27 protein-coding genes are annotated in these 25,169 nt (G+C 46.9%); 19 read left to right on the top strand and 8 right to left on the bottom strand.

Annotated features, from left to right (window positions below; genetic code table 11):
• The first annotated feature begins 10 nt into the window (after positions 1-10).
• From ACM64D_RS14715 to ACM64D_RS14690, 6 genes are all read left to right on the top strand, one after another.
• Positions 11-3,145: a TAT-variant-translocated molybdopterin oxidoreductase gene (locus tag ACM64D_RS14715; RefSeq protein WP_415063987.1), complete on the top strand. Its 3,135-nt coding sequence runs from the start codon at positions 11-13 to the stop codon at positions 3,143-3,145.
• Positions 3,142-4,503, top strand: coding sequence for an NrfD/PsrC family molybdoenzyme membrane anchor subunit (gene nrfD, locus ACM64D_RS14710; RefSeq protein ID WP_415063986.1), 1,362 nt, complete (start codon positions 3,142-3,144; stop codon positions 4,501-4,503). Before ACM64D_RS14715 ends, nrfD begins: the two co-directional genes overlap by 4 nt.
• Positions 4,503-5,024 carry a DUF3341 domain-containing protein gene (locus ACM64D_RS14705; RefSeq protein ID WP_415063985.1) on the top strand — a complete coding sequence of 174 codons (522 nt, stop codon included), beginning with the start codon at positions 4,503-4,505 and terminating at the stop codon, positions 5,022-5,024. Before nrfD ends, ACM64D_RS14705 begins: the two co-directional genes overlap by 1 nt.
• Positions 5,025-5,603, top strand: coding sequence for a c-type cytochrome (locus tag ACM64D_RS14700; protein WP_415063984.1), 579 nt, complete (start codon positions 5,025-5,027; stop codon positions 5,601-5,603).
• A gap of 8 nt (positions 5,604-5,611) precedes the next feature.
• Positions 5,612-6,811, top strand: coding sequence for a molybdopterin oxidoreductase (locus ACM64D_RS14695; protein WP_415063983.1), 1,200 nt, complete (start codon positions 5,612-5,614; stop codon positions 6,809-6,811).
• 230 nt (positions 6,812-7,041) lie between these two features.
• On the top strand, positions 7,042-7,563 hold the full coding sequence (locus tag ACM64D_RS14690; RefSeq protein ID WP_415063982.1) for a hypothetical protein: 522 nt from the start codon (positions 7,042-7,044) through the stop codon (positions 7,561-7,563).
• Between the two features lie 22 nt (positions 7,564-7,585).
• Here ACM64D_RS14690 and ACM64D_RS14685 read toward each other — a convergent pair whose 3' ends face one another.
• Entirely contained in the window at positions 7,586-7,915 is a 330-nt protein-coding gene (locus ACM64D_RS14685; protein WP_415063981.1) for a hypothetical protein, read from the bottom strand.
• A 301-nt stretch (positions 7,916-8,216) separates the two neighbouring features.
• Here ACM64D_RS14685 and ACM64D_RS14680 point away from each other — a divergent pair, with 301 nt between their 5' ends.
• The 4 genes from ACM64D_RS14680 (at position 8,217) to dtd (ending at position 12,141) form a co-directional block, all read left to right on the top strand.
• Entirely contained in the window at positions 8,217-8,768 is a 552-nt protein-coding gene (locus ACM64D_RS14680) for a PilZ domain-containing protein (protein ID WP_415063980.1), read from the top strand.
• Positions 8,769-8,898: 130 nt separating this feature from the next.
• On the top strand, positions 8,899-10,863 hold the full coding sequence (gene thrS, locus ACM64D_RS14675) for a threonine--tRNA ligase (RefSeq protein WP_415063979.1): 1,965 nt from the start codon (positions 8,899-8,901) through the stop codon (positions 10,861-10,863).
• 101 nt (positions 10,864-10,964) lie between these two features.
• Positions 10,965-11,555 carry a translation initiation factor IF-3 gene (infC, locus tag ACM64D_RS14670; RefSeq protein WP_415063978.1) on the top strand — a complete coding sequence of 197 codons (591 nt, stop codon included), beginning with the start codon at positions 10,965-10,967 and terminating at the stop codon, positions 11,553-11,555.
• Between the two features lie 148 nt (positions 11,556-11,703).
• The gene (gene dtd, locus ACM64D_RS14665) at positions 11,704-12,141 is read left to right on the top strand and encodes a D-aminoacyl-tRNA deacylase (RefSeq protein ID WP_415063977.1); all 438 of its coding nucleotides are present in this window, start codon (positions 11,704-11,706) and stop codon (positions 12,139-12,141) included.
• A 4-nt stretch (positions 12,142-12,145) separates the two neighbouring features.
• On the opposite strand, the gene ACM64D_RS14660 is transcribed toward dtd, so the two are convergent.
• Positions 12,146-12,946, bottom strand: coding sequence for an acyltransferase (locus tag ACM64D_RS14660; RefSeq protein ID WP_415063976.1), 801 nt, complete (start codon positions 12,944-12,946; stop codon positions 12,146-12,148).
• A gap of 268 nt (positions 12,947-13,214) precedes the next feature.
• Here ACM64D_RS14660 and ACM64D_RS14655 point away from each other — a divergent pair, with 268 nt between their 5' ends.
• Positions 13,215-13,538, top strand: coding sequence for a DMT family transporter (locus ACM64D_RS14655; protein ID WP_415063975.1), 324 nt, complete (start codon positions 13,215-13,217; stop codon positions 13,536-13,538).
• 33 nt (positions 13,539-13,571) lie between these two features.
• On the opposite strand, the gene ACM64D_RS14650 is transcribed toward ACM64D_RS14655, so the two are convergent.
• Together ACM64D_RS14650 and ACM64D_RS14645 are read right to left on the bottom strand one after the other, a co-directional pair.
• Positions 13,572-14,600 carry an alpha/beta hydrolase-fold protein gene (locus ACM64D_RS14650; protein ID WP_415063974.1) on the bottom strand — a complete coding sequence of 343 codons (1,029 nt, stop codon included), beginning with the start codon at positions 14,598-14,600 and terminating at the stop codon, positions 13,572-13,574.
• Between the two features lie 54 nt (positions 14,601-14,654).
• Positions 14,655-15,191 carry a hypothetical protein gene (locus tag ACM64D_RS14645; RefSeq protein WP_415063973.1) on the bottom strand — a complete coding sequence of 179 codons (537 nt, stop codon included), beginning with the start codon at positions 15,189-15,191 and terminating at the stop codon, positions 14,655-14,657.
• 329 nt (positions 15,192-15,520) lie between these two features.
• Between ACM64D_RS14645 and rpmI the strand changes: the two genes are divergently transcribed.
• From rpmI to ACM64D_RS14605, 8 genes are all read left to right on the top strand, one after another.
• The gene (rpmI, locus tag ACM64D_RS14640) at positions 15,521-15,712 is read left to right on the top strand and encodes a 50S ribosomal protein L35 (RefSeq protein WP_011164102.1); all 192 of its coding nucleotides are present in this window, start codon (positions 15,521-15,523) and stop codon (positions 15,710-15,712) included.
• A gap of 81 nt (positions 15,713-15,793) precedes the next feature.
• Positions 15,794-16,141, top strand: coding sequence for a 50S ribosomal protein L20 (gene rplT, locus ACM64D_RS14635; RefSeq protein WP_415063972.1), 348 nt, complete (start codon positions 15,794-15,796; stop codon positions 16,139-16,141).
• A 30-nt stretch (positions 16,142-16,171) separates the two neighbouring features.
• On the top strand, positions 16,172-17,215 hold the full coding sequence (fni, locus tag ACM64D_RS14630; protein WP_415063971.1) for a type 2 isopentenyl-diphosphate Delta-isomerase: 1,044 nt from the start codon (positions 16,172-16,174) through the stop codon (positions 17,213-17,215).
• Positions 17,212-18,528, top strand: coding sequence for a hydroxymethylglutaryl-CoA reductase, degradative (locus ACM64D_RS14625; protein WP_415063970.1), 1,317 nt, complete (start codon positions 17,212-17,214; stop codon positions 18,526-18,528). The genes fni and ACM64D_RS14625 overlap by 4 nt, the downstream gene beginning before the upstream one ends.
• Positions 18,529-18,539: 11 nt before the next feature.
• A complete protein-coding gene (locus ACM64D_RS14620) occupies positions 18,540-19,439 on the top strand; it encodes a hypothetical protein (RefSeq protein WP_415063969.1) in 900 nt (299 codons plus the stop codon).
• Positions 19,436-20,416, top strand: coding sequence for a diphosphomevalonate decarboxylase (gene mvaD / locus ACM64D_RS14615; RefSeq protein ID WP_415063968.1), 981 nt, complete (start codon positions 19,436-19,438; stop codon positions 20,414-20,416). The genes ACM64D_RS14620 and mvaD overlap by 4 nt, the downstream gene beginning before the upstream one ends.
• Entirely contained in the window at positions 20,406-21,293 is an 888-nt protein-coding gene (locus ACM64D_RS14610; protein WP_415063967.1) for a mevalonate kinase, read from the top strand. Before mvaD ends, ACM64D_RS14610 begins: the two co-directional genes overlap by 11 nt.
• 6 nt (positions 21,294-21,299) lie before the next feature.
• Positions 21,300-21,998, top strand: coding sequence for a DNA alkylation repair protein (locus ACM64D_RS14605; RefSeq protein WP_415063966.1), 699 nt, complete (start codon positions 21,300-21,302; stop codon positions 21,996-21,998).
• A 3-nt stretch (positions 21,999-22,001) separates the two neighbouring features.
• Here the strand turns inward: ACM64D_RS14605 and ACM64D_RS14600 are convergent, their stop codons facing one another.
• Genes ACM64D_RS14600 through rsmG form a run of 4 tightly spaced genes read right to left on the bottom strand, consistent with a single transcriptional unit; the run spans position 22,002 to position 25,146 of the window.
• Positions 22,002-22,760, bottom strand: a complete 759-nt coding sequence (locus tag ACM64D_RS14600) for a TrmH family RNA methyltransferase (RefSeq protein ID WP_415063965.1) — start codon at positions 22,758-22,760, stop codon at positions 22,002-22,004.
• Between the two features lie 9 nt (positions 22,761-22,769).
• Positions 22,770-23,183, bottom strand: coding sequence for a hypothetical protein (locus ACM64D_RS14595; protein ID WP_415063964.1), 414 nt, complete (start codon positions 23,181-23,183; stop codon positions 22,770-22,772).
• Positions 23,180-24,301 carry a winged helix-turn-helix domain-containing protein gene (locus ACM64D_RS14590; RefSeq protein ID WP_415063963.1) on the bottom strand — a complete coding sequence of 374 codons (1,122 nt, stop codon included), beginning with the start codon at positions 24,299-24,301 and terminating at the stop codon, positions 23,180-23,182. Before ACM64D_RS14590 ends, ACM64D_RS14595 begins: the two co-directional genes overlap by 4 nt.
• Positions 24,298-25,146 carry a 16S rRNA (guanine(527)-N(7))-methyltransferase RsmG gene (rsmG, locus tag ACM64D_RS14585; protein WP_415063962.1) on the bottom strand — a complete coding sequence of 283 codons (849 nt, stop codon included), beginning with the start codon at positions 25,144-25,146 and terminating at the stop codon, positions 24,298-24,300. Before rsmG ends, ACM64D_RS14590 begins: the two co-directional genes overlap by 4 nt.
• Positions 25,147-25,169 lie beyond the last annotated feature (23 nt).

The following is a 25,169-nucleotide window of genomic DNA, read 5'->3' as shown; positions in this document are numbered from 1 at the left end:
GGAAGGTACCATGTCTGAAATGCATCATGATAATGAATTAGAAATGAAAAAAGCGCTTCGTCCAACGATTGAGCGCGATAATAAGTACTGGTTGAGCCTAGAACAATGGAAGAATGATCCTGAGTTCATGAAAATGGCTGAAACCGAGTTTCAATCTTCTCCGCTTCGTGAAAAAGACGGTGAGGATGGTTGGGCTCGTCGTGAGTTCCTGAAACTGATGGGGGCGTCCATTGCCATGGCAAGTGCGGGCTGTATCCGCCGTCCCGTACAAAAAATTGTCCCTTATAACAAGCAGCCTGAAGAAGTGACTTTGGGTATTGCGAACTACTATTCTTCTGCCTACTTTGACGGTTCAGAAGGATTGGGCGTTCTGGTAAAAACCAGAGAAGGTCGCCCCATTAAGATCGAAGCAAATCCGGGTCATCCGTTCAGCATGAGCGGTTTGAGCATCCGTTCTCAGGCTTCTTTACTTAATATGTATGATCCTGAAAGACTTCAGGGACCTAAACGCAATCTTTTCAATGAGAAAAAGACCAACAGTCAATTGGTCGACGTCAAGTGGGAAGAGCTTGATAAAAAAGTCGTTGATCAACTTAAAAAAGGTGGCGTTGTTGTTTTGACGGGAGCGATTTCGTCTCCGGCAACACGCGCTGTGATCGGCGATTTCTCTCAAGGTTTCAAAGCTCAACACGTGATGTGGGAAGCGTTTGCGAACGAAGAAGTTCGTGAGGGGCAAAAAGCGGCATACGGCGATGACGTCGTTCCTGCTTATCGTTTCGACAAAGCTAAAATGATCGTATCAGTTGATGCAGATTTCTTGGGTACTTGGATTTCTCCAACAGCCTTCACAAATCAGTTTGCGAACGGCAGAAAAGACATCAAGAACATGAATCGTATGGTGTCTTTTGACTCCAACTATTCTTTGACGGGTGCAAATGCGGATATCCGCTTCAAGATCAAACCTTCTCAGCAGCTTGATGTTGTGATGGGCCTTCTTCATGAAATCATCGTGAAAAAAGGGGCTTCTTCCTACGCTGGAAATGCAGCAGTGAAGTCTGCGTTGGCGCCTTTTGCTGACACAGCTAAGAAATTGGGAATCGAGCCAGAGTTGTTTGCGAAAGTCGCTGCAGATCTTCTGGCCAATAAAGGTGAGTCTTTGGTTGTTGCTGGTGGCTTGCAGACTTTGACTGAAAAGTCCAAAGAACTTCAAGTGGCCGTGAACTTCTTGAACTCTGTTTTAGAGAACGAAGGCAAGACGGTTGATGCTAAGGGTGGAAACCCTGGTTTGAAAGCCTCTTACTCTGAAATGACATCTCTTATTCAAGACATGAAGGATGGCAAAGTGAAGTCTTTGATCATCCACAGAGTTAACCCTGCTTTCGTATTGCCTGAGGAAATGGGCTTTGCTGACGCTGTTAAGAAAGTTGAAATGGTTGTCTACACAGGCGATCGTATCGACGAAACTGGTGTCTACGCAGATTTTGTGACTCCAGACAATCATGCGCTAGAGTCTTGGAGTGATGCAGAATTGGCAAGTGGCGTGTACACAATCTGCCAACCTGCGATCCGCCCAATGTACGACACTCGTTCTTTCCAGCTTTCTTTGATGACTTGGGGATACATGGCGAATGTAGGCCCGGCTCGTCTAAGAGACTATGAGACTTTCTATGACTACTTGAGAGTTTTCTGGAAGTCAGACGTTTACCCTAAAGTGGGTAAAGGAAAAGACTTTGACGATTTCTGGCAAGAGACTTTGCAAAAAGGTTTTGCTGGAGAGTTGAGTAAAGGTTCGTCCGCTCGTTCATTCAAAGTGGATGCATTCACTTCTATTAAGCCTGCGGCTGCGAAAGAGGGATTTGAACTTGTTCTTTACCCAACATCGCAAATGGGCGATGGCTCTTTGAATAACGTTTCATGGCTTCATGAAGTTCCAGATCCTATTACAAAAATTGTTTGGGATAACTACATCATGGTGTCTTTGGCGACAGCTGAAAAACACAACTTGAAACAGGCGTCTGTCGTTGAGTTGACAGTGGGTGGAAAGAAAATTGAACTTCCCGTTCATATCCAACCAGGTCTTCATGATGATGTTTTGGCGATTGCTGTAGGTTTCGGGCGTACTCATGCGGGTAAAGTTGGAAACGGTATCGGTAAAAATGCGTTTGCTTTAGCGATAGCTAAAGACGGCAAGATGGTATTCTCGGGTCAAACTGCAACCTTCACGAAACTTCATAAGAAGTATGAACTTGCGATCACGCAAGGACATCACTCTATGGAAGGTCGTAGCATCGTCGCAGAAGCGACTTTGAAAGACTATAATAAGAAGAAAGATGCGGGCATCCATAAACACCAAATTTGGTCTATTTGGTCTGGCCACGAATACAGTGGTCACAAGTGGGGCATGGCTGTTGATTTGAACTCTTGTACTGGCTGTTCTTCATGTGTCGTTGCCTGCCAATCTGAAAATAACATTTCAGTTGTTGGTAAACAGTATGTGATCGAAGGTCGTGAAATGCACTGGATCCGTATTGACCGTTATTACACGGGCAATCCTGCGGATGCGGAAGCGGTTTTCCAACCAGTGATGTGTCAACACTGTGATAATGCTCCATGTGAAACGGTCTGTCCTGTTCTTGCGACTGTTCACTCTGATGAAGGTCTCAATGACATGGTTTACAACCGTTGTGTGGGAACTCGTTACTGCGCGAATAACTGTCCATACAAAGTTCGTCGCTTTAACTGGTTCAACTATGCGAAGGTGATCGAGAAGCCTTTGAACATGGCTTTGAATCCTTCCGTCGGCGTTCGCGTGCGCGGGGTGATGGAGAAATGTACATTCTGTGTTCATAGAATTCAGGATGCAAAAACAACAGCCCGTAATGAAAAACGTCCATTGAAAGATGGCGACGTGAAGACGGCTTGTCAGACATCGTGCCCAGCAGGGGCGATCACGTTCGGTGATCTGAACGATGCGAACAGCCAGGTTGCTAAGATCTTTAAGACAGAAGAGCGTGGATACGCCCTTCTGGAAGAGTGGCATGCAAAACCATCGGTTCGCTACCTCTCGAAAATTCGTAACAATGATAAAGAATCAACTGGTGACCACAAAGGTCACGGTACTGCAAAACAAGGTGAGCACTCATGATTAAGCGTAGCCCATTAGTCCTTGGAAATAAGTCCTTAAAGGATGTGACTGACGATATCTGTGCACCGGTAGAAAGATTCCCCTCTCGAGGTTGGATCGGTCTTTTCTTAGGTGCAAAAACGTTGTTGTTGTTCTACATCGGAATTCTTGCTGCGGTTGTCGGCATCGGTATCGGTCTTCTCGGAGTTAACAGTCCGGTTTTCTGGGGTACGATGATCGTAACTTTCGTATTCTGGATCGGTATCGGTCACGCCGGCACCCTGATCTCGGCGGTTCTGTTCTTGTTCCGTCAAAAGTGGAGAACTTCGGTTGCGCGTACGGCGGAAGCGATGACGGTCTTCGCGGTTATGACCGCGGGCTTGTTCCCTTTGCTTCATACAGGTCGTCCGTGGCTTGATTACTGGTTGTTCCCATATCCAAATCAACGCGGACCTTTGTGGGTGAACTTCCGTTCTCCACTTCTTTGGGACGTGTTCGCAGTTTCTACTTACGCGACTGTATCAATGGTTTTCTGGTACATCGGTTTGGTTCCTGACTTCGCGACGATTAAAGACCGTGCTAAAAATGCACTTCGTCGTAAGGTTTATGGCGCTCTTTCTTTGGGATGGCGTGGAACTGCTAAGAACTGGAGCCACTATGAGATGGTTTACTTGATCTTGGCGGGTCTTTCGACTCCACTTGTTTTGTCGGTTCATACAATCGTCTCCTTCGACTTCGCGGTTTCTAACTTGCCAGGTTGGCATACGACGATCTTCCCTCCATACTTCGTTGCCGGAGCGATCTTCTCTGGTTTCGCGATGGTTGTGACTTTGATGACATTGGTGCGTATCGGATTCCCTGAATTCAAGAACTACGTCACTTTGGATCATATGGAAGTGATGAATAAGATCATCATGACCACAGGTATGTTGGTTGGTTACGCTTACGCGTCTGAGTTCTTCATTGCTTGGTACTCTGGCAACCAATACGAGCGTTTCGTGTTCATCAACCGTGCTTTCGGTCCTTACGGCTGGGCATACTGGACAATGGTGTCATGTAACGTTTTGATTCCTCAGTTGTTCTGGTTCAAGAAAATGCGTCGTTCAATCCCTGTGATGTTCGTTGTTTCCATCTTCGTGAACATCGGTATGTGGTTTGAGCGTTTCGTGATCACAGTGACTTCTTTGCATCGCGACTTCTTGCCATCAAGCTGGGGTATGTATGCGTGGTCATGGTTTGATACGGGGGTTCTGGTTGGATCCTTCGGTATGTTCTTGACCTTGTTCTTGTTGTATTTGCGCTTGTTCCCTGCGATCTCCATCGCGGAAGTGAAGCCCGTATTGCATGTGGGTTACGACGAAAAAGGAGGGCACCACTAATGGCTCAATATACTAAAGGTATCGCTGGTATCTGGACTGACGAGCATCTCATTCTTAAGGCGGCTCGTAAAACACGCGAAGCGGGTTTTACAAAATTTGAAGCCATTTCTGCTTATCCGGTTCATGGAATGGAAGAAGCTTGTGGCATTAAAAGATCATGGATTCCTTATGTCACGTTCGTGTCGGGCTTTGTGGGAATGATCCTGGGTCTTCTTTTGACCTGGTGGACTTCTGCAGTGGACTGGGCGGTGAATGTCGGTGGTAAACCGTTCTTCTCATTGCCTGCGTTTATTCCTATTATCTTCGAATTGACGATCTTGTTTGCGGCTCTTTGCTCGGTAGCGGCGTTGTTCTATGCGTGTAAAATTCCACGCATTGATCCTCCCAATATTGATCCAGATCTTAGCTGTCACAAGTTTGCGATTTTCATTCCTTTCAATGATGTTGGGTATGATGAATCCAAAATTGAGAAGATGTTCAAAGAGATGGGCGCAACTGAAGTGAAAAAGACGGAGTACTAAATGAGAAGCCTCGTGAACTTATCCATGGGTGTTGCAGCAGCAGGCTTAACAGTTTTGGCCTTGTCCAGCTGTGGTCCTAGCGGCAATAAGCCCAACATTGAAGTTATCCAAGACATGATGGAATCTCCTGCAATCAAGGCGCAGGAGTATGATGAAAGCTCTCCTTTCCACAGAGGAATGAGAGTTCCTCCGGAAAACACAGTTCCAGTGGGTTTTGAGCCCTACAAATACGGAACTGATGTGGAGGCTGCATCTAAGAATTTGAAAAATCCTCTTGCTGGCAAAGTGGATGAAGACACTTTGATCGTAGGTCAAAAATTCTACGAAACAAACTGTGCTCTTTGCCATGGTTACAAAGGTGAGGGCGGGGTTGCTGCGAAAGCGACTTTGACCGACAAAATGGCTTTGAAGCCACCTCCAGTGGTGAGTGACAAGGTGAAGGCATGGACGGATGGACACCTTTATCATGTGATCACAATGGGGCAGGGTGTGATGGGGCCTTACGCTTCTCACATTCCTCAAAAGTATCGTTGGCAAGTTGTTAACTACATTCGCTTCCTTGAGAAGCAATCGAAGTAGGTTTTAGAATGGGCGAACATAATCACGTAAATCTACATGTATCTAAATTTGAAGCTCCTGCGAAACTCAAAACTTTGAGTTTCGCCTTGATCGCCATCGGTCTTTTGACTTTTGTTGTCGGATTGATGAAGAACCAAGAGCGTCTTTGGACTTCTTATTTGGTGGCTTTCTTTTTCTTCTCTGCCATGGGTGTGAGCGGGCTTTTCTGGATTGCACTCAATAATGTATCAAAAGCGGGCTGGTCTGTTTCTATCCGTCGTTATGCGGAAGCAACAACGGCTTTCATTCCTGGAATCCTCGTGGGCGGTTTGATCCTTTTGGTAGGCTTCAAACATCTTTATCCTTGGGCGAATTCAGAGACTGTGGCGAACAATGCTGTTATTGCCGCTAAAACAGGATACCTGAACACCGGCTTCTTTGTTGTACGTCTGTTCATCTTTGCTGTCGGCTGTATGCTCTTCAAATATGTGATGGTTGGTAACTCTTTGAAGCAAGACCAAACGGGTGATGCGAATTTGACGCATAAAAACGTATCTCCGGCTGTGGGCTTCTTGGTGTTCTTTGCTTTGGCCTTCTCTTTTTTCAGCGTGGACTTGTTGATGTCTTTGTTGCCAACTTGGTACTCAACAATTTTCGGGATCTATACTTTCTCGGGCATGTTCCAAGCGGGTATGGCTTTCTTGGCAATTGTTGTTGTGTTGATGAAGCGTCATGGCTATGTAAAAGGTTATGTGACTGAAGAACATCAGCATGACGTAGTGAAGTACCTAAAGGGCTTCTCTATTTTCTGGGCTTACATTGCGTTCTCTCAGTTCATGTTGATTTGGTACGCTAACTTACCAGAAGAGACTGAATACTACATCATGAGAGCACAAGGCGGCTGGATGGGCGTTTCTATGGCCCTTTTGATCTTCCGCTTCGTTGTGCCTTTCTTGGCGCTTCTTCCCCGTGGTGCTAAGAGAAATGACACCCACGTTTTGTTGGTGTCGGCTCTTGTTTTGGTTATGCAGTACGTGGATATCTACTGGATGGTTTATCCTAACTTCTTCGATGGTCATGTGACTTTCGGATTCTGGGAGATCGGTATCTTTGCTGGTTTCGCAGGGGTCTTCTTGCTGACGATCATGTCTTTCTGGAGCAAGCACAGCTTGGTTCCATTGAAGGATCCTCGTCTTCATGAGGCTGTCAATCACCACGTTGCTTACTAATTGAGGAACTTCATAGTCCTCTCAAAAAGGGAACTCTTCAGAGTTCCCTTTTTTTATGGAATTTTTCTAAGGAATTCTCCAGCCCAAATCGTCGCTGAGGGCATAAAGCTCATTTGACAAAATTCGGCCAAGGTTCAGACAAAGAAATGTGTGGGATGTATTTTGTCTCTTTCTTTGGGAAAGCCTTGAGCTTGCTTTGAGATCTCCCTGAGCATGAAGGGGGAGGTTTTATGCGTCTGGCGATTTCGATTTTTTTTGTTCTGTCATTGTTGATTTCAATCGATAGTTTTGCAGTGACTTCTTCGCAAAGGCTTCAGCAGTTGGTCGATGCCTACTATCTTAATTTGGCTCAGCCGCGTCCACGACCCTTGCCGGACCCTCCTGAAAATGCGCCACCTCCCAATACGCCGCCTCGTCCTTCGCCTCGACCTCCGCAGTGTTCTCCCGGAGGATCTCCCAGTCGATGCATTGATGCGGTTTGTGCCCAGATGAGTCGATTTGAATGCGATGATCGGGAGGATATGCTGGAGGTGTCGGAGGCATGTCGCAACGTGAATGGCGATTGCGTGCGCAGTATCTGCAGTCGTGTGAGTCGGTTTGCTTGTGATGAAAAGGTCGAGGTGTTCGAAGTCACGGATATGTGTCGAGGCCTTTACGACGTGTCTTGCATAGATTATGTCTGCAGTCGAATTTCACGTTTTGACTGTGACGATTTGTCAGAGCTGCGGGAGATCGCTCTTCGTTGCCGTTGAGAGGTCCAGGCACCGGGCAAAGTTATTTCGACATTTCGTCTTTGACGTCTTTCATTTTGTCGACCGTGGTGTCTTTCCCTTCTTCCATGCGATTTTTCATTTTTTTCGCGGCACAGGCAGCGTCGCCCTCCATGCAGGTCGCCTCTTCCACGCGATGCATGCCTTTTTTAGCCATGCGTTTTGTTTTTCGGGCGGCTTTCTTGGTTTCGACTTTAGCTTCAGAGGCCAGTTCTTTGGCTTTTTCTTTGCCGGTCTCTAGAGTCTTCTCGGTTTTTTGGCCCATCGTTTCTTCGGCAAAAGCTAAAGATGTGAAAGCCAAACAGGCCACGAGCGCAATCATAAGAGTTTTCATGAGTTCTCCTTGGTAAAATATTGAGTTGATAGTGATTTGCATTTTTCGCTTGGTAAATCAGTAATTTAGCAATGTTGTTTAAAGTTTTATGTGCGACTGTCCACGAGCTTGACAGTCGGAAGCGCCAGGGTTGAGTTGGGGTTTGGGCTTCAGCTTTGCAATAGATCTTTATATGAATAAAAAGCCCGTACAGGAACTTATCTATCTCAGTTCGAGTCAAAATCTACCTCCCTATCTTCAGGGGGTGGTGGGGGTGCGATGGCACTTTTCTCGAAACACTGAGGAGTTAAAGCAATACTTAATGTCTCAACAAGGAGAGGTCTGCGTGGTGGTTCGGTCTGATTTTCTTAGTTTGCGAACGGTTCAAGCTTTTGCGAGCTGGTTTCAGTTCAATGCGAAACTGTCCTTTATCTTTATTGTGCAAACTATTGAAAGTGCGGCTTATCAGATGTCGTTGATGAGTCCCAAGATGCTTTTCCTTTTTGAGTCTGAAGGGGCGCGTATTGGGAGCCTTGTGACTCGTCGCCTCATGGGGGTGCCAGTGAAAAGTCGAAAGCAAGAGCGGGTTCCGGTTCAGTCCCAAGTGATGCTTAAAAAATCTGTTGTTGCGGAAGCCTCGCCCACGGGTGGTGGGGTCCAGTTCCTCCGTGAAGGGTTGATGAATGACTTCTCAAAGGGAGGCGCGCAGGTCTCCTTGGGGCAAAGTGGAGTTCGCGTGAAGGACTTTGTCAGTTTGATGTATCAAAATCGCCATGGGCGCTGGGTGTCCGTGGAGTCTCAAGTTCGCTGGGTTGTGTCGACCACCGCCGGGGAACAGATTATAGGTGTGCAATTTCTTGCGGTGAGTGCTTGACCCCTTGTGCTAGGCGGATTACTAATAATGTGATGCAAATGCATAATTATTCATCACATTTTCTAACTAGTACTGATCGTTTCACGACGACCTTTTCATGCTCCGGCGAAGCCGGAGTGCAAGCAAGCTAATGTCACAAGTTACAATCATTCTGCCGGATAACTCTACGAAGGTTTTTGACCATGAACCAACGGCGCTCGAAGTGGCGCAGTCCATTGGCCCTCGTTTGGCCAAAGAAACTCTTGGGGTCAAAATCAATGGATCAACCGAAATCTCTGATTTCCGTATGCCTCTTAAGGACCAAACCAAGGTGGCGTTGATCACCACCAAAAGCCCTGAGGCGGTGGAGGTGATTCGTCACTCTTGCGCGCATATCATGGCTCAAGCGGTTCAAGATATTTGGCCAGAGGTGAAGGTCACGATTGGTCCGGTGATCGACAACGGTTTTTACTACGACTTTGATTCTCCGTTTGCCTTCAATGAAGAGCATTTCGAAAAAATTGAAAAGAAGATGGCTGAGATCGTCGCTAAGGATCTTCCGATTCGTCGTGAAAATTGGCCGATCGCTAAAGCTATTGAGACCTTCAAAAAAATGAACGAACGCTTTAAGGTGGAGTTGATTGAAGACTTGGCCTCAAAGGGTGAGACAGTTGTGGGGATTTACTTCAACGGCGAAGGATGGTTTGACCTTTGTCGTGGACCTCACGTGCAAAGCACGGGACAGATCAAAGCGTTCAAACTTCTTTCCGTGGCGGGAGCTTACTGGAGAGGGGATGAAAAGAACGCCCAACTTCAGCGTGTGTACGCCACCGCGTTCGGCGATAAAAAAGATCTCGATCTTTATCTTCACAATCTCGAAGAAGCCAAAAAGCGCGATCACCGCAAATTGGGTAAAGAGCTTGGCATGTTCATGTTCCATGAATTTGCTCCAGCGTCTCCCTTCTTCACGGGCAAGGGTTCAACGGTTTACAATGAACTTGTGAACTACATCCGTGATTTGTACTTGGAATATGGTTATCAGGAAGTGATCACGCCGCAGGTTTTTGATACGGAGCTTTTCAAGAAGTCCGGTCACTATGCCAACTACAAGGACAATATGTATTTCACGAAGCTTGATGAGCGTGAGAATGCTCTAAAGCCCATGAACTGTCCTTGTCACTGTCTGATGTTTGGCGCGGAAAAGCACTCTTACCGTGAGCTGCCTTTGCGTATTGCGGACTTTGGTCGTTTGCACCGTTATGAAAAATCGGGAGCGATCCACGGGATCACCCGGGTGCGCACGTTCTGCCAGGATGACGCTCATATCTTCTGTTCGATGGACCAATTGACGGTCGAGATCTCTCGTTTCGTTGAGATGTTGAATCGAATCTATCAAACCTTGGGAATGCCGAATTATAAAATTCTTTTGGCGACTCGCCCAGAAAATAGAATGGGTGATGACAGTGTGTGGGATCGTTCCGAGGGTGCCTTGGCCGATGCCTTGAATGGCTTGAATTTGCCGTTTGAATACTCCCCAGGCGAGGGGGCCTTTTATGGTCCTAAGCTTGAGTTCCACTTTGTGGATGCCTTGGGGCGTTCATGGCAGACGGGAACGATTCAGGTCGACTTTAATATGCCAGAGGCTTTTGATTTAAAATACACCGGTGAGGACAACAAAGAACATCGCCCTGTGATGTTGCACAGAGCGGTTTTGGGTTCTTTGGAGCGCTTTATCGGGGTTTACCTGGAGCATACGGCGGGGCATTTGCCTCCGTGGTTGTGCCCAACCCAGGTCAGCATCCTGAATGTGACGGACCGTGTGAATACGTTCTGTGAAGATATTATGAAACTTCTCAAAGAGCACAAAGTTCGTGTTGAATTTGATCGCCGTAATGAGAAGCTTAATTATAAGATCCGTGAGGCTCAGCTTCAGAAAATCCCTTATATGATTATTGTGGGGGATAAAGAGGCTGAGACGAAGACCGTGTCTTTGCGTCTCAGAGACGGCTCTGAGCACAAAGGCCTGACGGTGGATGAGTTAATGAAAACGATTTTGGACGATATTACGACAAGACAATTGCAGTCCTCTCTTGCGAAGGCTGCAACGACTAACTAGAACCCTGGAGGTTTCCCATTAGCAAGTTTGAAGGTAATTTTAGAGGTGGTGGCGGACGTTTTGACCGTGACCGTAAGAAAGACTCTAAAGACTCATTAAGAGTGAACCGCGAAATTCGCGCTCAACAAATCCGTGTTATCGATGATGAAGGTAACATGCTGGGAGTGATGACTGTTCCTGAGGCGTTACGTATTGCTGAAGATAGAGGCCTCGATCTTCTTGAGATTGCTCCGACAGCAACTCCTCCGACATGTAAAATCATGGATTACGGTAAGTGGAAGTACGAGAAAAAGAAACAGGCGACAGCCGCTCGTAAGAAACAAACCGTAGTGACAATCAAAGAGATCCAGATGCGTCCGCGCACAGATCAGCATGACTTTGAAACTAAGATGAACCACGCCCGCCGTTTCCTTTTAGAAGGGGACAAGGTGAAGGTTTCTTTGCGTTTCATGGGACGTGAAATGGCCCATCAAGAATTGGGCATGGAAGTGATGCAAAAAGCGATCGCTTTCGTAAATGACCTAGCCATGATCGAAGCTCAGCCGAAAATGGAAGGTAAAAACATGTTCTTGATGTTGGGACCGGATCCTTTGAAAATCAAAGAATACCAAAAACTTCATCCGAACAAATCCAAACAAGACACCAAACAACTCGACGAACTAAAAGAAGTCGAAGAAGAAGACGAAGACTAAAAAAAAGGTGCCTGGTGACTTTTTCAGTCTACAGCGTGTCAAAAAGAGCCCCTCGGGGCTCTTTTTTTTCTAAAGTGCCTGCTTCTTTTTTGGGTCTACGATGCGTCAGGTTTGCCGTGCCGTAGAGTTTTTAATATTAGAGGAGCTTATGAAGGCCGTTGTCCAAAGAGTACAAAATGCTTCAGTCGTAGTGGGTGGTAAAGAGATCTCCTCCATAGAAAAAGGATTTTTGACCCTGTTGGGAGTCGCTAAGGGCGATACAGAAGAGCAACTTCAAAAACTCATTTCAAAAATAATCGCGCTGCGAATTTTTCCTGATGAGAACGGGAAAATGAATCTTTCGCTGAAGGATGTCGGGGGATCTCACCTGATCGTTTCCCAGTTTACACTTTTAGGTGATGCTTCAAAGGGGAACCGCCCCAGTTTCATCGGTGCGGAAGCTCCAGATATTGCTTTTAAAATGTATGAGAAGGCCCTTGAGATCAGTGCGGCTCAGGGAGTGCCTACTTGTGGCGGTGTCTTTGGCGCTGACATGAAAGTGCAGCTTCTCAATGACGGCCCGGTGACATTGATTATTGAAGTATAAGGGTTTAAGCGCTTTTTCCTGTGTGCGCTCTCAACGAGTCGATCTTTTGCGCTGGAACGCCACCCCAGGTTTCTCCGGCGGGGATGACTGTTTTGGGGAGGACCACGGAGTGAGGCAGAACTTTTGCTCCTGCGCCGATGGTTGCGCCACCCATGATGGTCGCTTTGATTCCAATCGTGCATCCATCTTCAATTTTGACCGGAGCAATGACTAAGAGTCCGCCTTGTCCATAGTGAGCGACGATAGTGACAGAGCCTCCGATGGTGACTTTGTTCCCTAACTCGATCAAGGAAGGATCCGAGATCCAGGTGGAGTTGATCACGGTACCATCACCAATTTTCATTCCCATCATTCTGTAAAAAAGAAGACTTAATGGAGAGGGTGTCACGAACTCCAAGAAGGTAAAACGAGCCAGATAAGTAAGGCCGTTATGAATAAACCACTTCAGGGATTCCGCTGAGTGATAGGGACCACGCCACGGTTTCAGTTTCGCGCGAAACAGCGCATTTACCAAAGGTGCCAGAAAAATAAGTGTCGTTCCGTAAAGAAAAAAACCGGTCGCAATGCCGATGCCATAGGTGATGTTCTGAATCACTGAACTCTGTGTAGCCACGAGATCTGAAAGAAAACGAAAAAGAGAAATTCCGGGAATAAGGCTGGCACCCAAAATCAAACAAGCCAGTCCATACACAGGAAGCATCGTCAAAAGGTGTGTTGCCACTTTAAAGCGGCGCAATGTTTTCTCAAAAAGACCTTTGAGGCCTTTATGTTCTGTTTGAGTCGTCTCTAAATCCATTTTCTTCATTCAAGTTCCTATCGGTCGAGACGGGGTCTCAACTTGAGCCTTTCTGATAAGGCGCTCGTAATATATATCCGCTCGGTGGAATTATAGCTAGAAAAAGGTCGGGCTTTCGTGCTTGCGACGAGCTAAAAGTGTGCTAGTCTCGAGGGAAATCTATTTTCTGAAGACCTTTCAGAAAGAACGGGGATGGTAAAGTCTCCCTCTGTTTTGCAGCAACGACTTTCTAAAAAATTGCGAGCGTCGCAATGAGAAGCGACGAGGGGAGTTTGCTATGAGCAATACAACGGCTTGGATTATCTTATTGATCGCCGGCATCTTGGAATTCGTATGGGCCACGGGCTTAAAATATTCTGAAGGATTTACGAAGTTAGGCCCTTCGGTGTTTACGCTGATCACAATGGGAATTAGCTTCTACCTGCTCTCCTTGTCCATGAAGGTCCTTCCCGTGGGGGTTTCCTACACCGTGTGGACGGGCATCGGTGCCGTGGGCGCCGTCGTGATTGGTTATCTTGTATTCCATGAGCCCATCTCCCTCTTAAAACTCGCGTTCCTAGGGATGATCATCACCGGCATCCTCGGCCTCAAATTCGCCTAGAAGGTACGCCGTACCTTTTTGCAGTGCGGGGTGTTAGGTGCGCCATTGAGTGGCGAGCCATTTCCAGACTTCGGGGCGACGGTCGCCAATGTCGAAATGGTTGCCATCGAACTCTACGTAGTCGTGATGAATATGATAGGTTTTTAGAATTTTTGAAATCTGACGGGCGCCGTATTGAAGGTGGAAGTTGTCTTTGTTGCCGACGTCCAAATAGATTCCCGTTACTTTTTTAAGAGCGGAAGTTCTTTTAGGTAGAAAATGAAGAGGATCTTTCTCAAGCCATTGATCCCAAAGAGCGGGAATCTTTTCGCCAGAGTGAGGATCTAAAGGGAACTGGAACTCTCCGGGAGCGCCGTGCGCCCCATAACAAGCGGCCATGCCAAAGGCGTTCAGCAATGTGTGCCAGTTGCGATTTTTAGTGAGCTTTCCATTGCGAAGCTCCTCAAGAGCTTTGCGCGTGGACTGATTGTATTTTTCCCACAAGGGGAGCGCATGATAAAGCTCTGGCAAGAGACTGGCTTCAAAAAAACAATCTGGAGCAATGGCGGCAATATGCCCGAAAACCTCGGGATATTGACTGCCAAGATGTAAAGCGCCGTAGCCCCCACTGGAGCCGCCGGTTACACACCAATCGCTGGCTTTGTGAGAAAGAGGATAGTGCTCTTTCAGTGCGGGAATCAGCTCCGTCATAATGTAGTCTTCATAGTGGCCCGTCGCCGCCGAGTTGATGAACTGCGAGCCACCCCAGGTCGTCAAGGCATCGACAAAAACATAAAGAGCTTCGGGAGCCTCGCCCCGGGCAAAGGCTTCGTCGATCATCTGAATGCTATTAGATTCATTGAATTTTGGATTGAAGTAAAAAGGCGCATTCCCTGTAAAACCGGCCAGGACAACGACGACTGGCCACGGCCCTTCTGAGTGAGGAAGGAGTAACGGGTTGAAACGAACCGCAGGGTCTTTGAGAGGATTCTTTTTAAGAAGAGCACTTTCGATTTTTAAAGTCTCAATCTGAAAGTGCTTCACTTCATAGGCGCGATAATTCTTTAGAATTTCTGATGTCATATTTTAGAGTCTGGCATCACTCGCAGCACGGTGCAATTTTTATTGCACCAGGCACTAGCGGGCTAGAGGAAGGATAACAATCTTCTCTAATCCTAAATTCTTAGACAGTGAACCTTGATACTGCATTTGCTCATCGACATCGGCAATGACATCTTCGCGAAGGGTAGCCATATATCGGCTTTCAAAAAAATGTCCGGAACCGGCAAAACGAAATCCAACAAAAAAAGTGTAACCAGCTCCCGCCTCCATCCAGCCGCCACGGCCAAAAGAGGTTCTCACAAAAGAAGTCAGCTCCACGCGGCCGCAGGAAGGGATCCATCCATCAGGGCTTGTGCTGGTTTCGCCGCAGTTTTCCATCTCTAACTGCTGTTTGGTTTGAGCCAAGGAAGATTGGGGATCTGCCAGCATCATTTCAATAAAAGCGACATTTTCGTTTCCATCGACGTAGGTGGCGGCCTGGGGAGTGTCGGAGCTTTCAGGCACAATTTTTACGAGCGCAGAGTCCGGCCCCAATTTAGTGAAGGTTCTCTGTTCGGTGGCCTGTGAATTCAGGGAAAAAAGAAGAGGTAAAAGAGCGAGGGCCCGGATCATGAGAACTCCCTTTTGATGGTGAATCAGCCTTAAAATTAGGCACTCATCTATAGCAGAGTCGAGGGGAAAATTCTTTGAAAATTCAGTGAGATTTCCTTAAATTGTTGAAATTATAAAGAAAATTAAGATCTATTGAGGGGCGTGGTAGAGAGTTCATACACCCTCTAACCCCTTAAAAAAGCTTGATTTTACCCCTCATTCGACCTACAACGATGAGTCCGTAATTATGACTGTCTAAGGCAATGGTTAAGAGCTGCCCCTGTTTTTAATTACTTCAACGAAGTTGAAGTGCAGACCGGCAGACGCCTTATCGGTGGAAGGTAACAATTATGAAAATGCGCACTCATTCTGGCGCTAAAAAACGTTTGAAAGTTCTTTCAAGCGGAAAAGTTAAGAAGAAAAGCACTCGCATGCGTCACTTGAACTCACACATGAGCTCTAAGACGAAAAGACAACTAGGTAAAACATCATACGTTGAAGATGCAAACATGCTTCAAGTTCGTCGTTGCCTGGTATTCTAATTTAGAAATTTAAATTAACTGTCTTTTCCGTATAGCTACTCTGGTCAATCCAGAGTGAATAAAAATTTGGTGGAGTAAAAAATGGCTCGTGTAAAAAGTGGTAAAACAAATCGTGCTCGTCACAAAAAAGTTCTTAAAAGAGCAAAAGGTTACTATTCAGCTGGTTCTCGTGCGTATATTCACGCGGTAGAAAAAAATGACCGTGGTATGGCTTTCGCTTACCGCGATCGTAAAGCTAAAAAACGTAACTTCCGTACTTTGTGGAATCAACGTATCAATGCAGCAGCTCGTTTGAACGGGACTACATATTCTCGTTTGATCGGTGGTTTGATTAAAGCTGGAATCCAAGTAGACAGAAAAATCTTGGCTGATCTAGCAATCAACGATGCAGCGGCATTCACGGCACTTTGCAAACACGCGTTGGCATAGTCCAACGCTTTTGTTGAAGGGCCCAAGCCCATGAAAGAGTCCAACTCTCAGTTTGAACAAAGAAAGCGCGATCATATAAGGATTGCGCTGGATCCTAGGTCCCAGACCGAAGGTCAAAATGGATTGGACTCGATCGAATTGATTCATGAGGCATTGCCTGATTTGAATTTTAAAGAGGTCGATATTTCGACCTCTTTTGTTTTTAAAGGCGAAGCGGTTTCCCTGTCTTCTCCTATCTTTATTTCTTCCATGACTGCGGGACACGAGCGAGGTCGAGAGATCAACGAGGCTCTGGCGAGACTCAGTGATCGTCATCAAATTATGATGGGAGTGGGTTCGCAACGTCGTGAGCTGGAAGATTCCAATGCGGCCGAAGAGTGGGCCCGAGTGCGCAAACAGGCGCCCAAGGCTCGATTGCTCGGAAATATTGGAATTGCTCAGCTGATAAAAAGCCCGATAGATAAAATCCGCCGTTTGGTGGACTCAACGCAAGCCATGGCTTTGTTTGTTCACTTGAATCCTCTTCAGGAAGCTTTGCAGCCTGAAGGGACCACCGAGTTTAAAAACGGTCTGGAAGCGATTGAAAATCTTGTGAAGATGGTCGGGGTTCCCGTGATCGTCAAAGAAGTGGGCTGCGGTTTTTCCGTAGACACTTTGAAAAGACTGGAAAGCACGGGAGTTCATGCCGTGGATGTCAGCGGTAAAGGCGGCACTCATTGGGGGCGTGTCGAAGGATATCGCTCTAAAGAAGATGAGCTTCTTTATAAAGTTGCTCAAACATTTTCAAACTGGGGTGTCAGTACGGTGCAATCCGTTCTGAATGCGAAGGAAGCTCGCGTGAGTTATGAAATCTGGGCTTCAGGTGGCGTTCGAAATGGTCTAGAAGTAGGTAAACTTTGTGCTTTGGGCGCAAGCAAGGTGGGGGTTGCGAAACCCTTCCTGGAAGCGGCGTTGCTGGGGGATGAAGCTCTGGAAGAGCTTTTTAAAAAACTGGAACTGGAGCTTAAGATCACGATGTTCTGTACGGGCTCAAAAAATCTCAAAGACCTGCAAACGAAGAGGGTGATGAAATGACAAAACAACTCCACGACATCTTCAAAGGGTTCTCTAAACTGTCTCGTGAGGAAAGATTGAAGGCACTGATGGAAGTCGGCGTTCTTCATGATTCTGATGTTGAGTACATTGCCAAGGGCGGTCTGCGTGATACGTCTCTTGGAGAAAAGTTCATCGAAAACGTAATTGGTTATTTTCAGTTGCCACTGGGAGTGGCGACAAACTTCCGCATTGATGGCAAAGACTATGTGATTCCGATGGCGGTCGAGGAAACCTCGATCGTCGCGGCGGTTTGTAAATCGGCGAAGTGGATTCGCGAATCAGGCTCTATCACAACGGAAGTTGTGGGTGCTGAGATTATCGGGCAGATCCAGTGCGCGAAGATCAAAGACTTTACGCATTTTGAAAAACAAATTCTGGCGCAAAAGAACTTCATGATTGAAATCTCCAACCGCGAAGTGGCCTTTGGGTTGGTTCGTCGTGGGGGCGGAGTGCGTGACATTCAAGTTCGTCGCATCCCTCGCGGTGATGGCAGCGATATGGCTGTTGTTCATGTTTTGATGGATCCGTGCGACGCCATGGGTGCCAATATCATGAATCAAGTCTGCGAATTCTTGAAAGAGCCGATCGAGCAGTTCACAGGTGAAAAAGTCACCATGTGCATTCTTTCAAATCTTGTGGATTCGAAGATCACCCGAGCCACTGTTCACATCACCGATATTGATCCTGAGTTGGCCGAAAAAATTGAAGAGGCATCGCTGTTTGCTCAGCAAGATCCCTACCGTGCGGCGACGAACAACAAGGGTGTGCTTAACGGGATTGACCCTGTCTTGATTGCGACGGGAAATGACTGGCGCGCGGTGGAAGCTGGAATTCATGCTTATGCGGCTCGCGACGGGCAGTATCGTTCAATTACAAAATGGTTCCGTGATGGCGAAGGCGGTCTTAAAGGAATTTTTGAGGCCCCATTGATTGTGGGAACTGTTGGTGGAGTGACCACTCTTCATCCCACTGCCATGATGTGCATGAAAATGTTAGGCACCACGACGGCCAACGAGTTGTCCCGTGTGATTGCCGCTGTTGGTTTGGTGCAAAACCTTGGGGCGTTAAAAGCGCTTACAACTGTCGGAATTATCGAAGGTCATATGAAGCTGCACACTAAGAATCTGGCTTTGGGTGCAGGCGCTGAAGAAAAAGAAATTCCTTTGGTGCAAAAAAAATTGGAAGAGATCTTGGCTGTGCGTAAACGCATTTCTTTAAGCAACGCGATTGACGTACTGAAAGAACTTCGCGCGGCGCAACGACCTACGACGACTCCTCAACATCATTCCTAGGAGAAGGTGCCTTGTCATTGGTCTTCTCTGTCCCTGGCAAAACGTTTTTGGCCGGAGAGTATTTGGCTCTTCAAGGGGGACCTACGCTGGTGTTCCTTTCTCAGCCTTGTTTTGAAATGAATGTTCAAAAAGGGCAGGGGCAAAAAGAGGGCCTTCATCCTGAATCCCCTGCGGGGCTTTTTATCGCCAAGTATGCGGATTATTTTTCGCAGTTTGATTTGAGTTTTCAAGATCCTTACATAGGTCGGGGAGGCTTTGGCGCTTCGACGGCACAGTTTCTTTCAGTCTATGCCCTTTGGCTTTATAAAGAAAAAGCGCAGCAGGACATGGAAAAGCTTCTCGATTTTAAACATCTTTTGGAAGCCTATTACGAAGTGGCTTGGCAGGGACAGGGGCAGCGCCCCAGTGGTGCGGATCTTGTCGGACAGCTTAAGGGTTCCTTGACGTTCTTTGAAAAGCGACAAGGTTTGATCTCTGTAAAAAGTTGGCCTTTTATGGATTTAGAATTTTCTCTGATCCATACCGGTAATAAAGTGGCAACCCATGAACATCTCAAAAATCTGCCGGAGTTTGATGGCAGTTCTTTAGAGCAGGCTTTTGCCATCATTCGCGAGGGATTTGAAAAGCAGGACAGCACACGTTTTATCGACGGTGTGAATGCCTACGCCCTGGCTTTGCAGGATCTTGGGTTTACCTGCAAAGAGACTTTAAGCCTCTTAAGCGAGCTTCGGCAAATACCGGGCGTTCGAGCGGTAAAAGGCTGCGGGGCTTTGGGGGCGGATGTGGTTTTGGTTGTGACCAACAAGGCGGAAACCCGGGGCGTCCAGGAGTTCTGTCAGACCCGTGGACTTGTGATTTTATCTTCCTCTAAAAATATTTCTTCAGGACTTCAGTTACGAGGCTCGTTATGAATCAGGTATTAGTTTCGGCACCTTCCAATATTGCGTTGATTAAGTATATGGGAAAGATTGAGGGCACGGGGAATAAACCGACGAACGGTTCCTTGTCCTATACGTTAGAGAATCTGCGAACCTTCGTCCGTCTGACTGAAATCGAGGGCGCTGAGGACCAGTGGAAACCGTTAGTGCGTGAAGATCTGGAAAAAATCGAACTTTCTGAAAAAGGGCAGCAGCGTTTTTTAAAACATTTGCAGAACTTGAAACAGAAGTGGGGAGTGAACAAAAGTTTTCTTGTCGAATCCGCCAATAACTTTCCATCGGATTGCGGTTTAGCGAGCTCCGCCTCTAGTTTTGCGGCTTTGACCTTGGCGGCGGCAGAGATGTTTCAAAAACTCAATCCCCAACCTTGGGGCACGGATAAAAAGGTTCTTTCTGAACTTTCTCGACAAGGATCTGGCTCGTCTTGTCGGTCTCTTTTCGGTCCTTGGGCGTTATGGCAGGCGGAATACGCCGAGCCCATGGGGATTTCCCTGGACCACTTTCACCACATTGTTGTGGTGGTGGAGGACTCTAAGAAGGAAGTTTCCAGTTCTGATGCTCATAAGCTTGTAACCACCAGCCCTCGTTTTAACGGACGACCCGAGCGAGCGGAATTGCGTCTCAAGGATTTGGTGCAGGCATTGTGTTGGAATGACTGGCACATGGCTCGTCAAATTGTTTGGGACGAGTTTATGGATATGCATCGCTTATTCGAAACAAGTGTTCCCGCTTTTTCCTATATGACTTCGGGATCTAAAAAGGTTTTGGAAGACTGCCAAGGATTTTGGAATAAATGGCAGGATGGCCCCTTGGTGACGATGGATGCCGGAGCGAATGTTCATATGCTCTTCAGAAACGATCAAAAGAAGTCTTTTGAAACATATCGTGATCATTTTAAAAAAGACTTTAAGGTTCTGGCCTTTGAAGGTGTCAAAGACAATGTCCATTGATTTTTCCTGCAAATCATTTGGAAAGTGGATACTGGCTGGGGAGCATTCCGTTCTTCGTGGAGTCCCTGCGTTGGTATTCCCTATTCAATCTCGCAATCTCGAGTTGAACTATTCAAAGGGTTCTCAGTCTTTGGAACTGCAGTTGGTCGGAGATCATGGAAAAGATTTGCAGCTACTGGTTTGGGGCGTTTTAGAGAAAGCTTGCGAGTTAAAGAAAATATCTCGCGCAGATCTTAAAGGGACGCTGTTGTTAGAGTCGTCTATTCCTGTGGGTGCCGGCATGGGGGCCTCGGCGGCTCTTTGTGTGGCTGTGACTCGATGGTTGGGATTTTTGGGTTATGTGGATGAATCTGAATATTATGAATTTGCCCGAAATCTTGAAAATCTTTTCCATGGTGAAAGCAGCGGTGTTGATATTGCCGTAGCTCTTTCGGGTGAGGGATTACGTTTTGTAAGAAACGGAGAAAAGAAGTCTCTCACGGCGACATGGAGACCTCATTGGTATATTTCATACTCCGGCAAGCGGGGAGTGACCGTGGATGCGGTTAACAAAGTGAAAGATCTCATCTTGAAGAATCCGGATCTCGGGGAAAAATTGGATTTGCAAATGGCCAAGGCCGTTGAAATTGCCGAGAGGGCATTGACATTAACCTCCCAAGAAGGGCTTCCCGTTTTGGCTGAGGCCATAGAGCTTGCCGGGCAGTGTTTTGAGCAATGGGGTCTTAATGATGGGGAACCCCGGGCACATATTGAGTGGTTGCGAAAAAATGGCGCCCTTGCTGTCAAACCCACCGGATCAGGTGGCGGCGGTTATGTTCTTTCGCTGTGGAGGAATGAGCCTCCCGTTGAAATCCTTGAGAAGCTCATTCCTTGTTAGATTTGTATGCTAAAGGATTTACGCAAAGATATTTCTAAACTGCAAGATCCCGACCGCGCTAAAAATTTGCGACGTTTTTTTAAAACGGGAAAAGGCGAATATGGGGAAGGGGATCTTTTTGTAGGTCTCAATGTTCCACAGTCGCGAAGTTTGGCAAAAAAGTATGCAACGCTGTCTTTGCGCGAAATTCAAACACTCTTAAAGTCTAAAATTCACGAAGAGCGTCTGATCGCTTTGTTTATTTTGGTCGGAAAATATTCTCGCGGAAGTCAGCGGGACCAGGAAAAGATCTATAAGTTCTACCTTAAAAATACAAAGTACATTAACAATTGGGACCTTGTTGACTTGTCAGCGGAACGTATTGTCGGGGCGTATTTATACGACAAAGATCGAAAAGTTCTTCGCCGCCTGGCGACCTCTTCTAGTCTTTGGGAACGAAGAATTGCCGTCCTTTCAACTTTTCATTTCATTAAACATCAAGAGTCTCAAGAGACTTTGCGTTTAGCGAAGGTGTTGCTAAAGGACGAACACGACCTTATTCACAAGGCTGTGGGGTGGATGCTTCGTGAGGTGGGAAAACGGGTGAGCAAGAAGGATCTTAAGGGCTTCTTAGATGTGCATGCCGCCAAGATGCCTCGGACCATGCTTCGCTATGCTCTTGAGCATCTTTCGCCTCAAGAGCGTCGTCACTACATGGATCTTTAAAGTTTACTTGTGAAAGCTTGAATAACTAAAGAGGGCAATGCTCGCGGCCACAGTGGCGTTCAAGGATTCGACTCCCTGAGTGGCAACAGAAAGGCGTTTCAACCCTTTGATGCCACTAAAACCCGGACCTTCTTCGCCGATGGCTAAGCGCAGATTCTTGGGCCATTTAAAACGAGCGATGTCTTCGCCTTTCATATCAAGAGCATAGACGTCTTCATTTCCGCCGACGAATTCCATAAATTTACCGACACGATAAACCGGCAGCTTTAAAAGAGCTCCCGCAGAGGCTTTGATGGCTTTGGGATGGAACGGGTTGCAGCTTTCCTCCGTCAGGATCAACTTGCTTGCGCCAAAGGCGAGAGCAGATCTGGCGAGAGCACCCAAGTTCGCAGGGTCGCCCAGTGGACACACAACCTCAAGTCCTTGCGGAGTGTTTGCCTCAGGGAGGGGGGCGATGTCGATGGGTTCTAACACCAAAAGATTGTAGTGCGTGCCGATGACATCCAGCTCATTGAAAAGGGCTTTTGGCAGTTTGAAGACAGGGATTCGCTGGCCCTTCAAAGTGGCAGCGGTCATTGTCAAAGAACGAAGATCCTCATGAACCAACTCAGCTTTGACTTTAAAGGTGGGGTTCTTCAAAAACTCTTCAATAAGTTTTTCTCCCATAAGGATAAACTCATTGTGTTTTTTGATGCCGCGGGCAGAAGCTAAATCCGCCCAGCGTCTGAAGTGATCGTTACTTTTCGAACTGATTTCAATCACAAGGAATCCTTACTTGACTCGATAAAGTTTGAGATCGTGGAAGGTGTCTTGCTTTGACGAAATACGAAGTTTGAGCCCATCGCGGTCTCTAAAAATCGCTATACGTGAAATGTGATTTTTATCCATGATAAGATCTCCCCAGAAAATGCGCTCATCTGGAAAAACATATCCCGTGGCTTTGTGGTTGAACAGGGCGTTTGATTTGAGAAAGAGATAAAGCACTCCTTCAATTCCATCGTCGGGAGTGACCTCCAAAAACCAGATTGTATTGTGACTGAAGGTCACCCAATTGCCAATCAGTTCTTCCGAAGTGATGTTTTGGCGATTGATACTTGTCGGCCACGGAACAATGGGGCCATCGCCAGGGCCAGCAAAAGCCGCCAATGAGAGGAATGTTAAAAGAAGGGGGATGAGAAGTTTCATAGTGTTGCTTCCTCCGTATTCTTAAACTGAACAGTGGATTGGGGATTGAAGTAGTAACCTTTTCGATCTCGCAGAATGTAACGTGGACTTTCTAGATCGGGCTCTAACAAAGTGCGAAGACGTTTGATGGAAACGTAAATCAAATTGTCATGAAGTTCTGGGTCATAACTTTGACTCCAGATGGCTTCAACCAGATTCTCTTTGCTGTAGCGCTGCCCAGGATTTTTGATAAACAAAAGAGCCATCTCAAAAAGAATGTGTTGGTTTTTAAAGTCGATCGGTCCTTTGGATTTCTCCATGACAAGTCGCGAATCTTCATCAATGCAAAAATCATATTGAGGTAGATTGTTTAACCCCGGTGGACATATTTGGGAAATCGCTTTGTAGAGACGAGGAGACTTTGTCTTATCAACGCCCTTAAGAGCCAGTTCTGCATAGATCTTGTAGTGCTCCTCATGCTGTTGGTCTCGATAGACTCGGGCTAACTGAGCCAAGATGCTGGAGATCAAAAGATGGAAGCCATGGAGTTTGGCCTGTTCATAGCTTTGCCAAAGAAGTTCTAAGGCTTTATCGAACTGAGCCTTTTGAGTGTAGATATAACCACGCAAAAGTTTTGCAGTGAGAAGGATTTCGGGATTCTCAAGTTCTCCTAAAAGAACATCTAATTTTTCTAGCTGCTGTAATGCCAATCCATAGGTTGTGGGACTCATGCTTAAGGACAAAGAGAGAATCAAGAGAGATCGGGCGAGGGTGCCAAGATCGCGACTGTGAGTTGCTTTGGCAATCGCAGAATTCGCATATCCTTGCGACTCTTCAATTTTACCCTGAGCGAGAAGCCAAGAGCTGATCAAAGTTTCAGCTTGGGCTTGGGGGGCCTCGGAGGGATTGGTGGCTAAAAACTGAAGGACTTCCTCCATGGCTCCTTGAGCCAACGAAAGTTCCTCGAGCTCTTGGCAACATTGCAGGAAGATGCGAGAGGCTTCAAGCCATTGGGCACGATCTGGGATTAAGAGAGCTTCATAGCGCGCATCCTCAGCAGAAAAACGAGCCTCGTGCAGATCTCCTTTGCGGACCTGAAGGCGGGCAATCGTCAATGAGGGAAGGGCAAGAGAACTCACGTGTAGTGACTCCATCTTCTTTTTTCTTCACCGGACAATTCATCCATCAGAAGATCTTCGCCTTCGTCTTCTTCTGGAAGAGGGCGGTTCTTGATTTTTTCGTAAACGACCAGGCGGCGCTCGTGCGGAGTCTGGGGGAGGGTGTAGGCGACGTCCTCGACGAGTTTGTAATACTCGCTCCAGTTTTCTTTGGCGGCCTTGATTTCAGGATCCACTCCGGGACCTTTCATGAAGTAAACCCGACCGCCAACTTGCACGCAGTTAATAACATTTCCTAAGGTATTGCCAATATCTTCAACGGCACGTGTGATGGCCCCTTTGACGGGATAGACACAGTGTTCATTGATATTGCGGCCCAGGATGTCCAGATTTTTGAGCTTCATCTCGCTGCGCACGTGTTTTAGGAATTCCACCCGACGCTGAACTCCTTCCCCAAGAAGAATCTTTTCCTCGGGAAACATGATCTTCAGAGGGATTCCGGGGAAGCCGGGGCCGGTCCCAACATCGAGAAGAGGAAACTGCAGCTTCGTGTACTGCGTGATAATAATGCTGTCGATAAAGTGTTTAATTGCAATGTCTCGGAGCTTTAAGAGGCGAGTGAAATTTTCTTTTTCCTGATTGAGCATCAGCAGTCGATAGAATTGAGCAAGTTGCATTCGTTGTTGATGATTCACCAAATCGAAGCCGTGATTGCGGAAGACATCGGCAAGGCGATCGTTGGCCTCATTGAGCTCGTAAATAAGCTCAGGTTTCTTATGACGCCCCATTTGGGTGGAGGCCGTGACTCCACGGGCTTCTTGACGGGCTTTATAGGGGCTGTAATTGGTCTTATTCTTATGGGCCATACGAGTTGGGGGAACATAGGCCT

It is taken from the genome of Bdellovibrio sp., assembly GCF_047637665.1.
Lineage (GTDB): Bacteria > Bdellovibrionota > Bdellovibrionia > Bdellovibrionales > Bdellovibrionaceae > Bdellovibrio.
Note: the sequence above shows the minus strand (reverse complement) of the source record. Positions and strands in the feature narration are given on the sequence as shown.

Bases quoted from the DNA above. Each gene is read 5' to 3' on its own strand.
- ACM64D_RS14700 (WP_415063984.1), top strand. From the start codon at position 5,025: ATGAGAAGCCTCGTGAACTTATCCATGGGTGTTGCAGCAGCAGGCTTA.
- ACM64D_RS14650 (WP_415063974.1), bottom strand. From the start codon at position 14,600: ATGACATCAGAAATTCTAAAGAATTATCGCGCCTATGAAGTGAAGCAC.
- ACM64D_RS14655 (WP_415063975.1), top strand. From the start codon at position 13,215: ATGAGCAATACAACGGCTTGGATTATCTTATTGATCGCCGGCATCTTG.
- thrS (WP_415063979.1), top strand. From the start codon at position 8,899: ATGTCACAAGTTACAATCATTCTGCCGGATAACTCTACGAAGGTTTTT.
- rsmG (WP_415063962.1), bottom strand. From the start codon at position 25,146: ATGGCCCATAAGAATAAGACCAATTACAGCCCCTATAAAGCCCGTCAA.
- ACM64D_RS14685 (WP_415063981.1), bottom strand. From the start codon at position 7,915: ATGAAAACTCTTATGATTGCGCTCGTGGCCTGTTTGGCTTTCACATCT.
- ACM64D_RS14645 (WP_415063973.1), bottom strand. From the start codon at position 15,191: ATGATCCGGGCCCTCGCTCTTTTACCTCTTCTTTTTTCCCTGAATTCA.
- dtd (WP_415063977.1), top strand. From the start codon at position 11,704: ATGAAGGCCGTTGTCCAAAGAGTACAAAATGCTTCAGTCGTAGTGGGT.
- ACM64D_RS14610 (WP_415063967.1), top strand. From the start codon at position 20,406: ATGTCCATTGATTTTTCCTGCAAATCATTTGGAAAGTGGATACTGGCT.
- ACM64D_RS14705 (WP_415063985.1), top strand. From the start codon at position 4,503: ATGGCTCAATATACTAAAGGTATCGCTGGTATCTGGACTGACGAGCAT.
- rpmI (WP_011164102.1), top strand. From the start codon at position 15,521: ATGAAAATGCGCACTCATTCTGGCGCTAAAAAACGTTTGAAAGTTCTT.
- mvaD (WP_415063968.1), top strand. From the start codon at position 19,436: ATGAATCAGGTATTAGTTTCGGCACCTTCCAATATTGCGTTGATTAAG.
- nrfD (WP_415063986.1), top strand. From the start codon at position 3,142: ATGATTAAGCGTAGCCCATTAGTCCTTGGAAATAAGTCCTTAAAGGAT.
- fni (WP_415063971.1), top strand. From the start codon at position 16,172: ATGAAAGAGTCCAACTCTCAGTTTGAACAAAGAAAGCGCGATCATATA.
- ACM64D_RS14605 (WP_415063966.1), top strand. From the start codon at position 21,300: ATGCTAAAGGATTTACGCAAAGATATTTCTAAACTGCAAGATCCCGAC.
- ACM64D_RS14680 (WP_415063980.1), top strand. From the start codon at position 8,217: ATGTCTCAACAAGGAGAGGTCTGCGTGGTGGTTCGGTCTGATTTTCTT.
- ACM64D_RS14595 (WP_415063964.1), bottom strand. From the start codon at position 23,183: ATGAAACTTCTCATCCCCCTTCTTTTAACATTCCTCTCATTGGCGGCT.
- ACM64D_RS14695 (WP_415063983.1), top strand. From the start codon at position 5,612: ATGGGCGAACATAATCACGTAAATCTACATGTATCTAAATTTGAAGCT.
- ACM64D_RS14715 (WP_415063987.1), top strand. From the start codon at position 11: ATGTCTGAAATGCATCATGATAATGAATTAGAAATGAAAAAAGCGCTT.
- ACM64D_RS14690 (WP_415063982.1), top strand. From the start codon at position 7,042: ATGCGTCTGGCGATTTCGATTTTTTTTGTTCTGTCATTGTTGATTTCA.
- ACM64D_RS14625 (WP_415063970.1), top strand. From the start codon at position 17,212: ATGACAAAACAACTCCACGACATCTTCAAAGGGTTCTCTAAACTGTCT.
- ACM64D_RS14660 (WP_415063976.1), bottom strand. From the start codon at position 12,946: ATGAAGAAAATGGATTTAGAGACGACTCAAACAGAACATAAAGGCCTC.
- rplT (WP_415063972.1), top strand. From the start codon at position 15,794: ATGGCTCGTGTAAAAAGTGGTAAAACAAATCGTGCTCGTCACAAAAAA.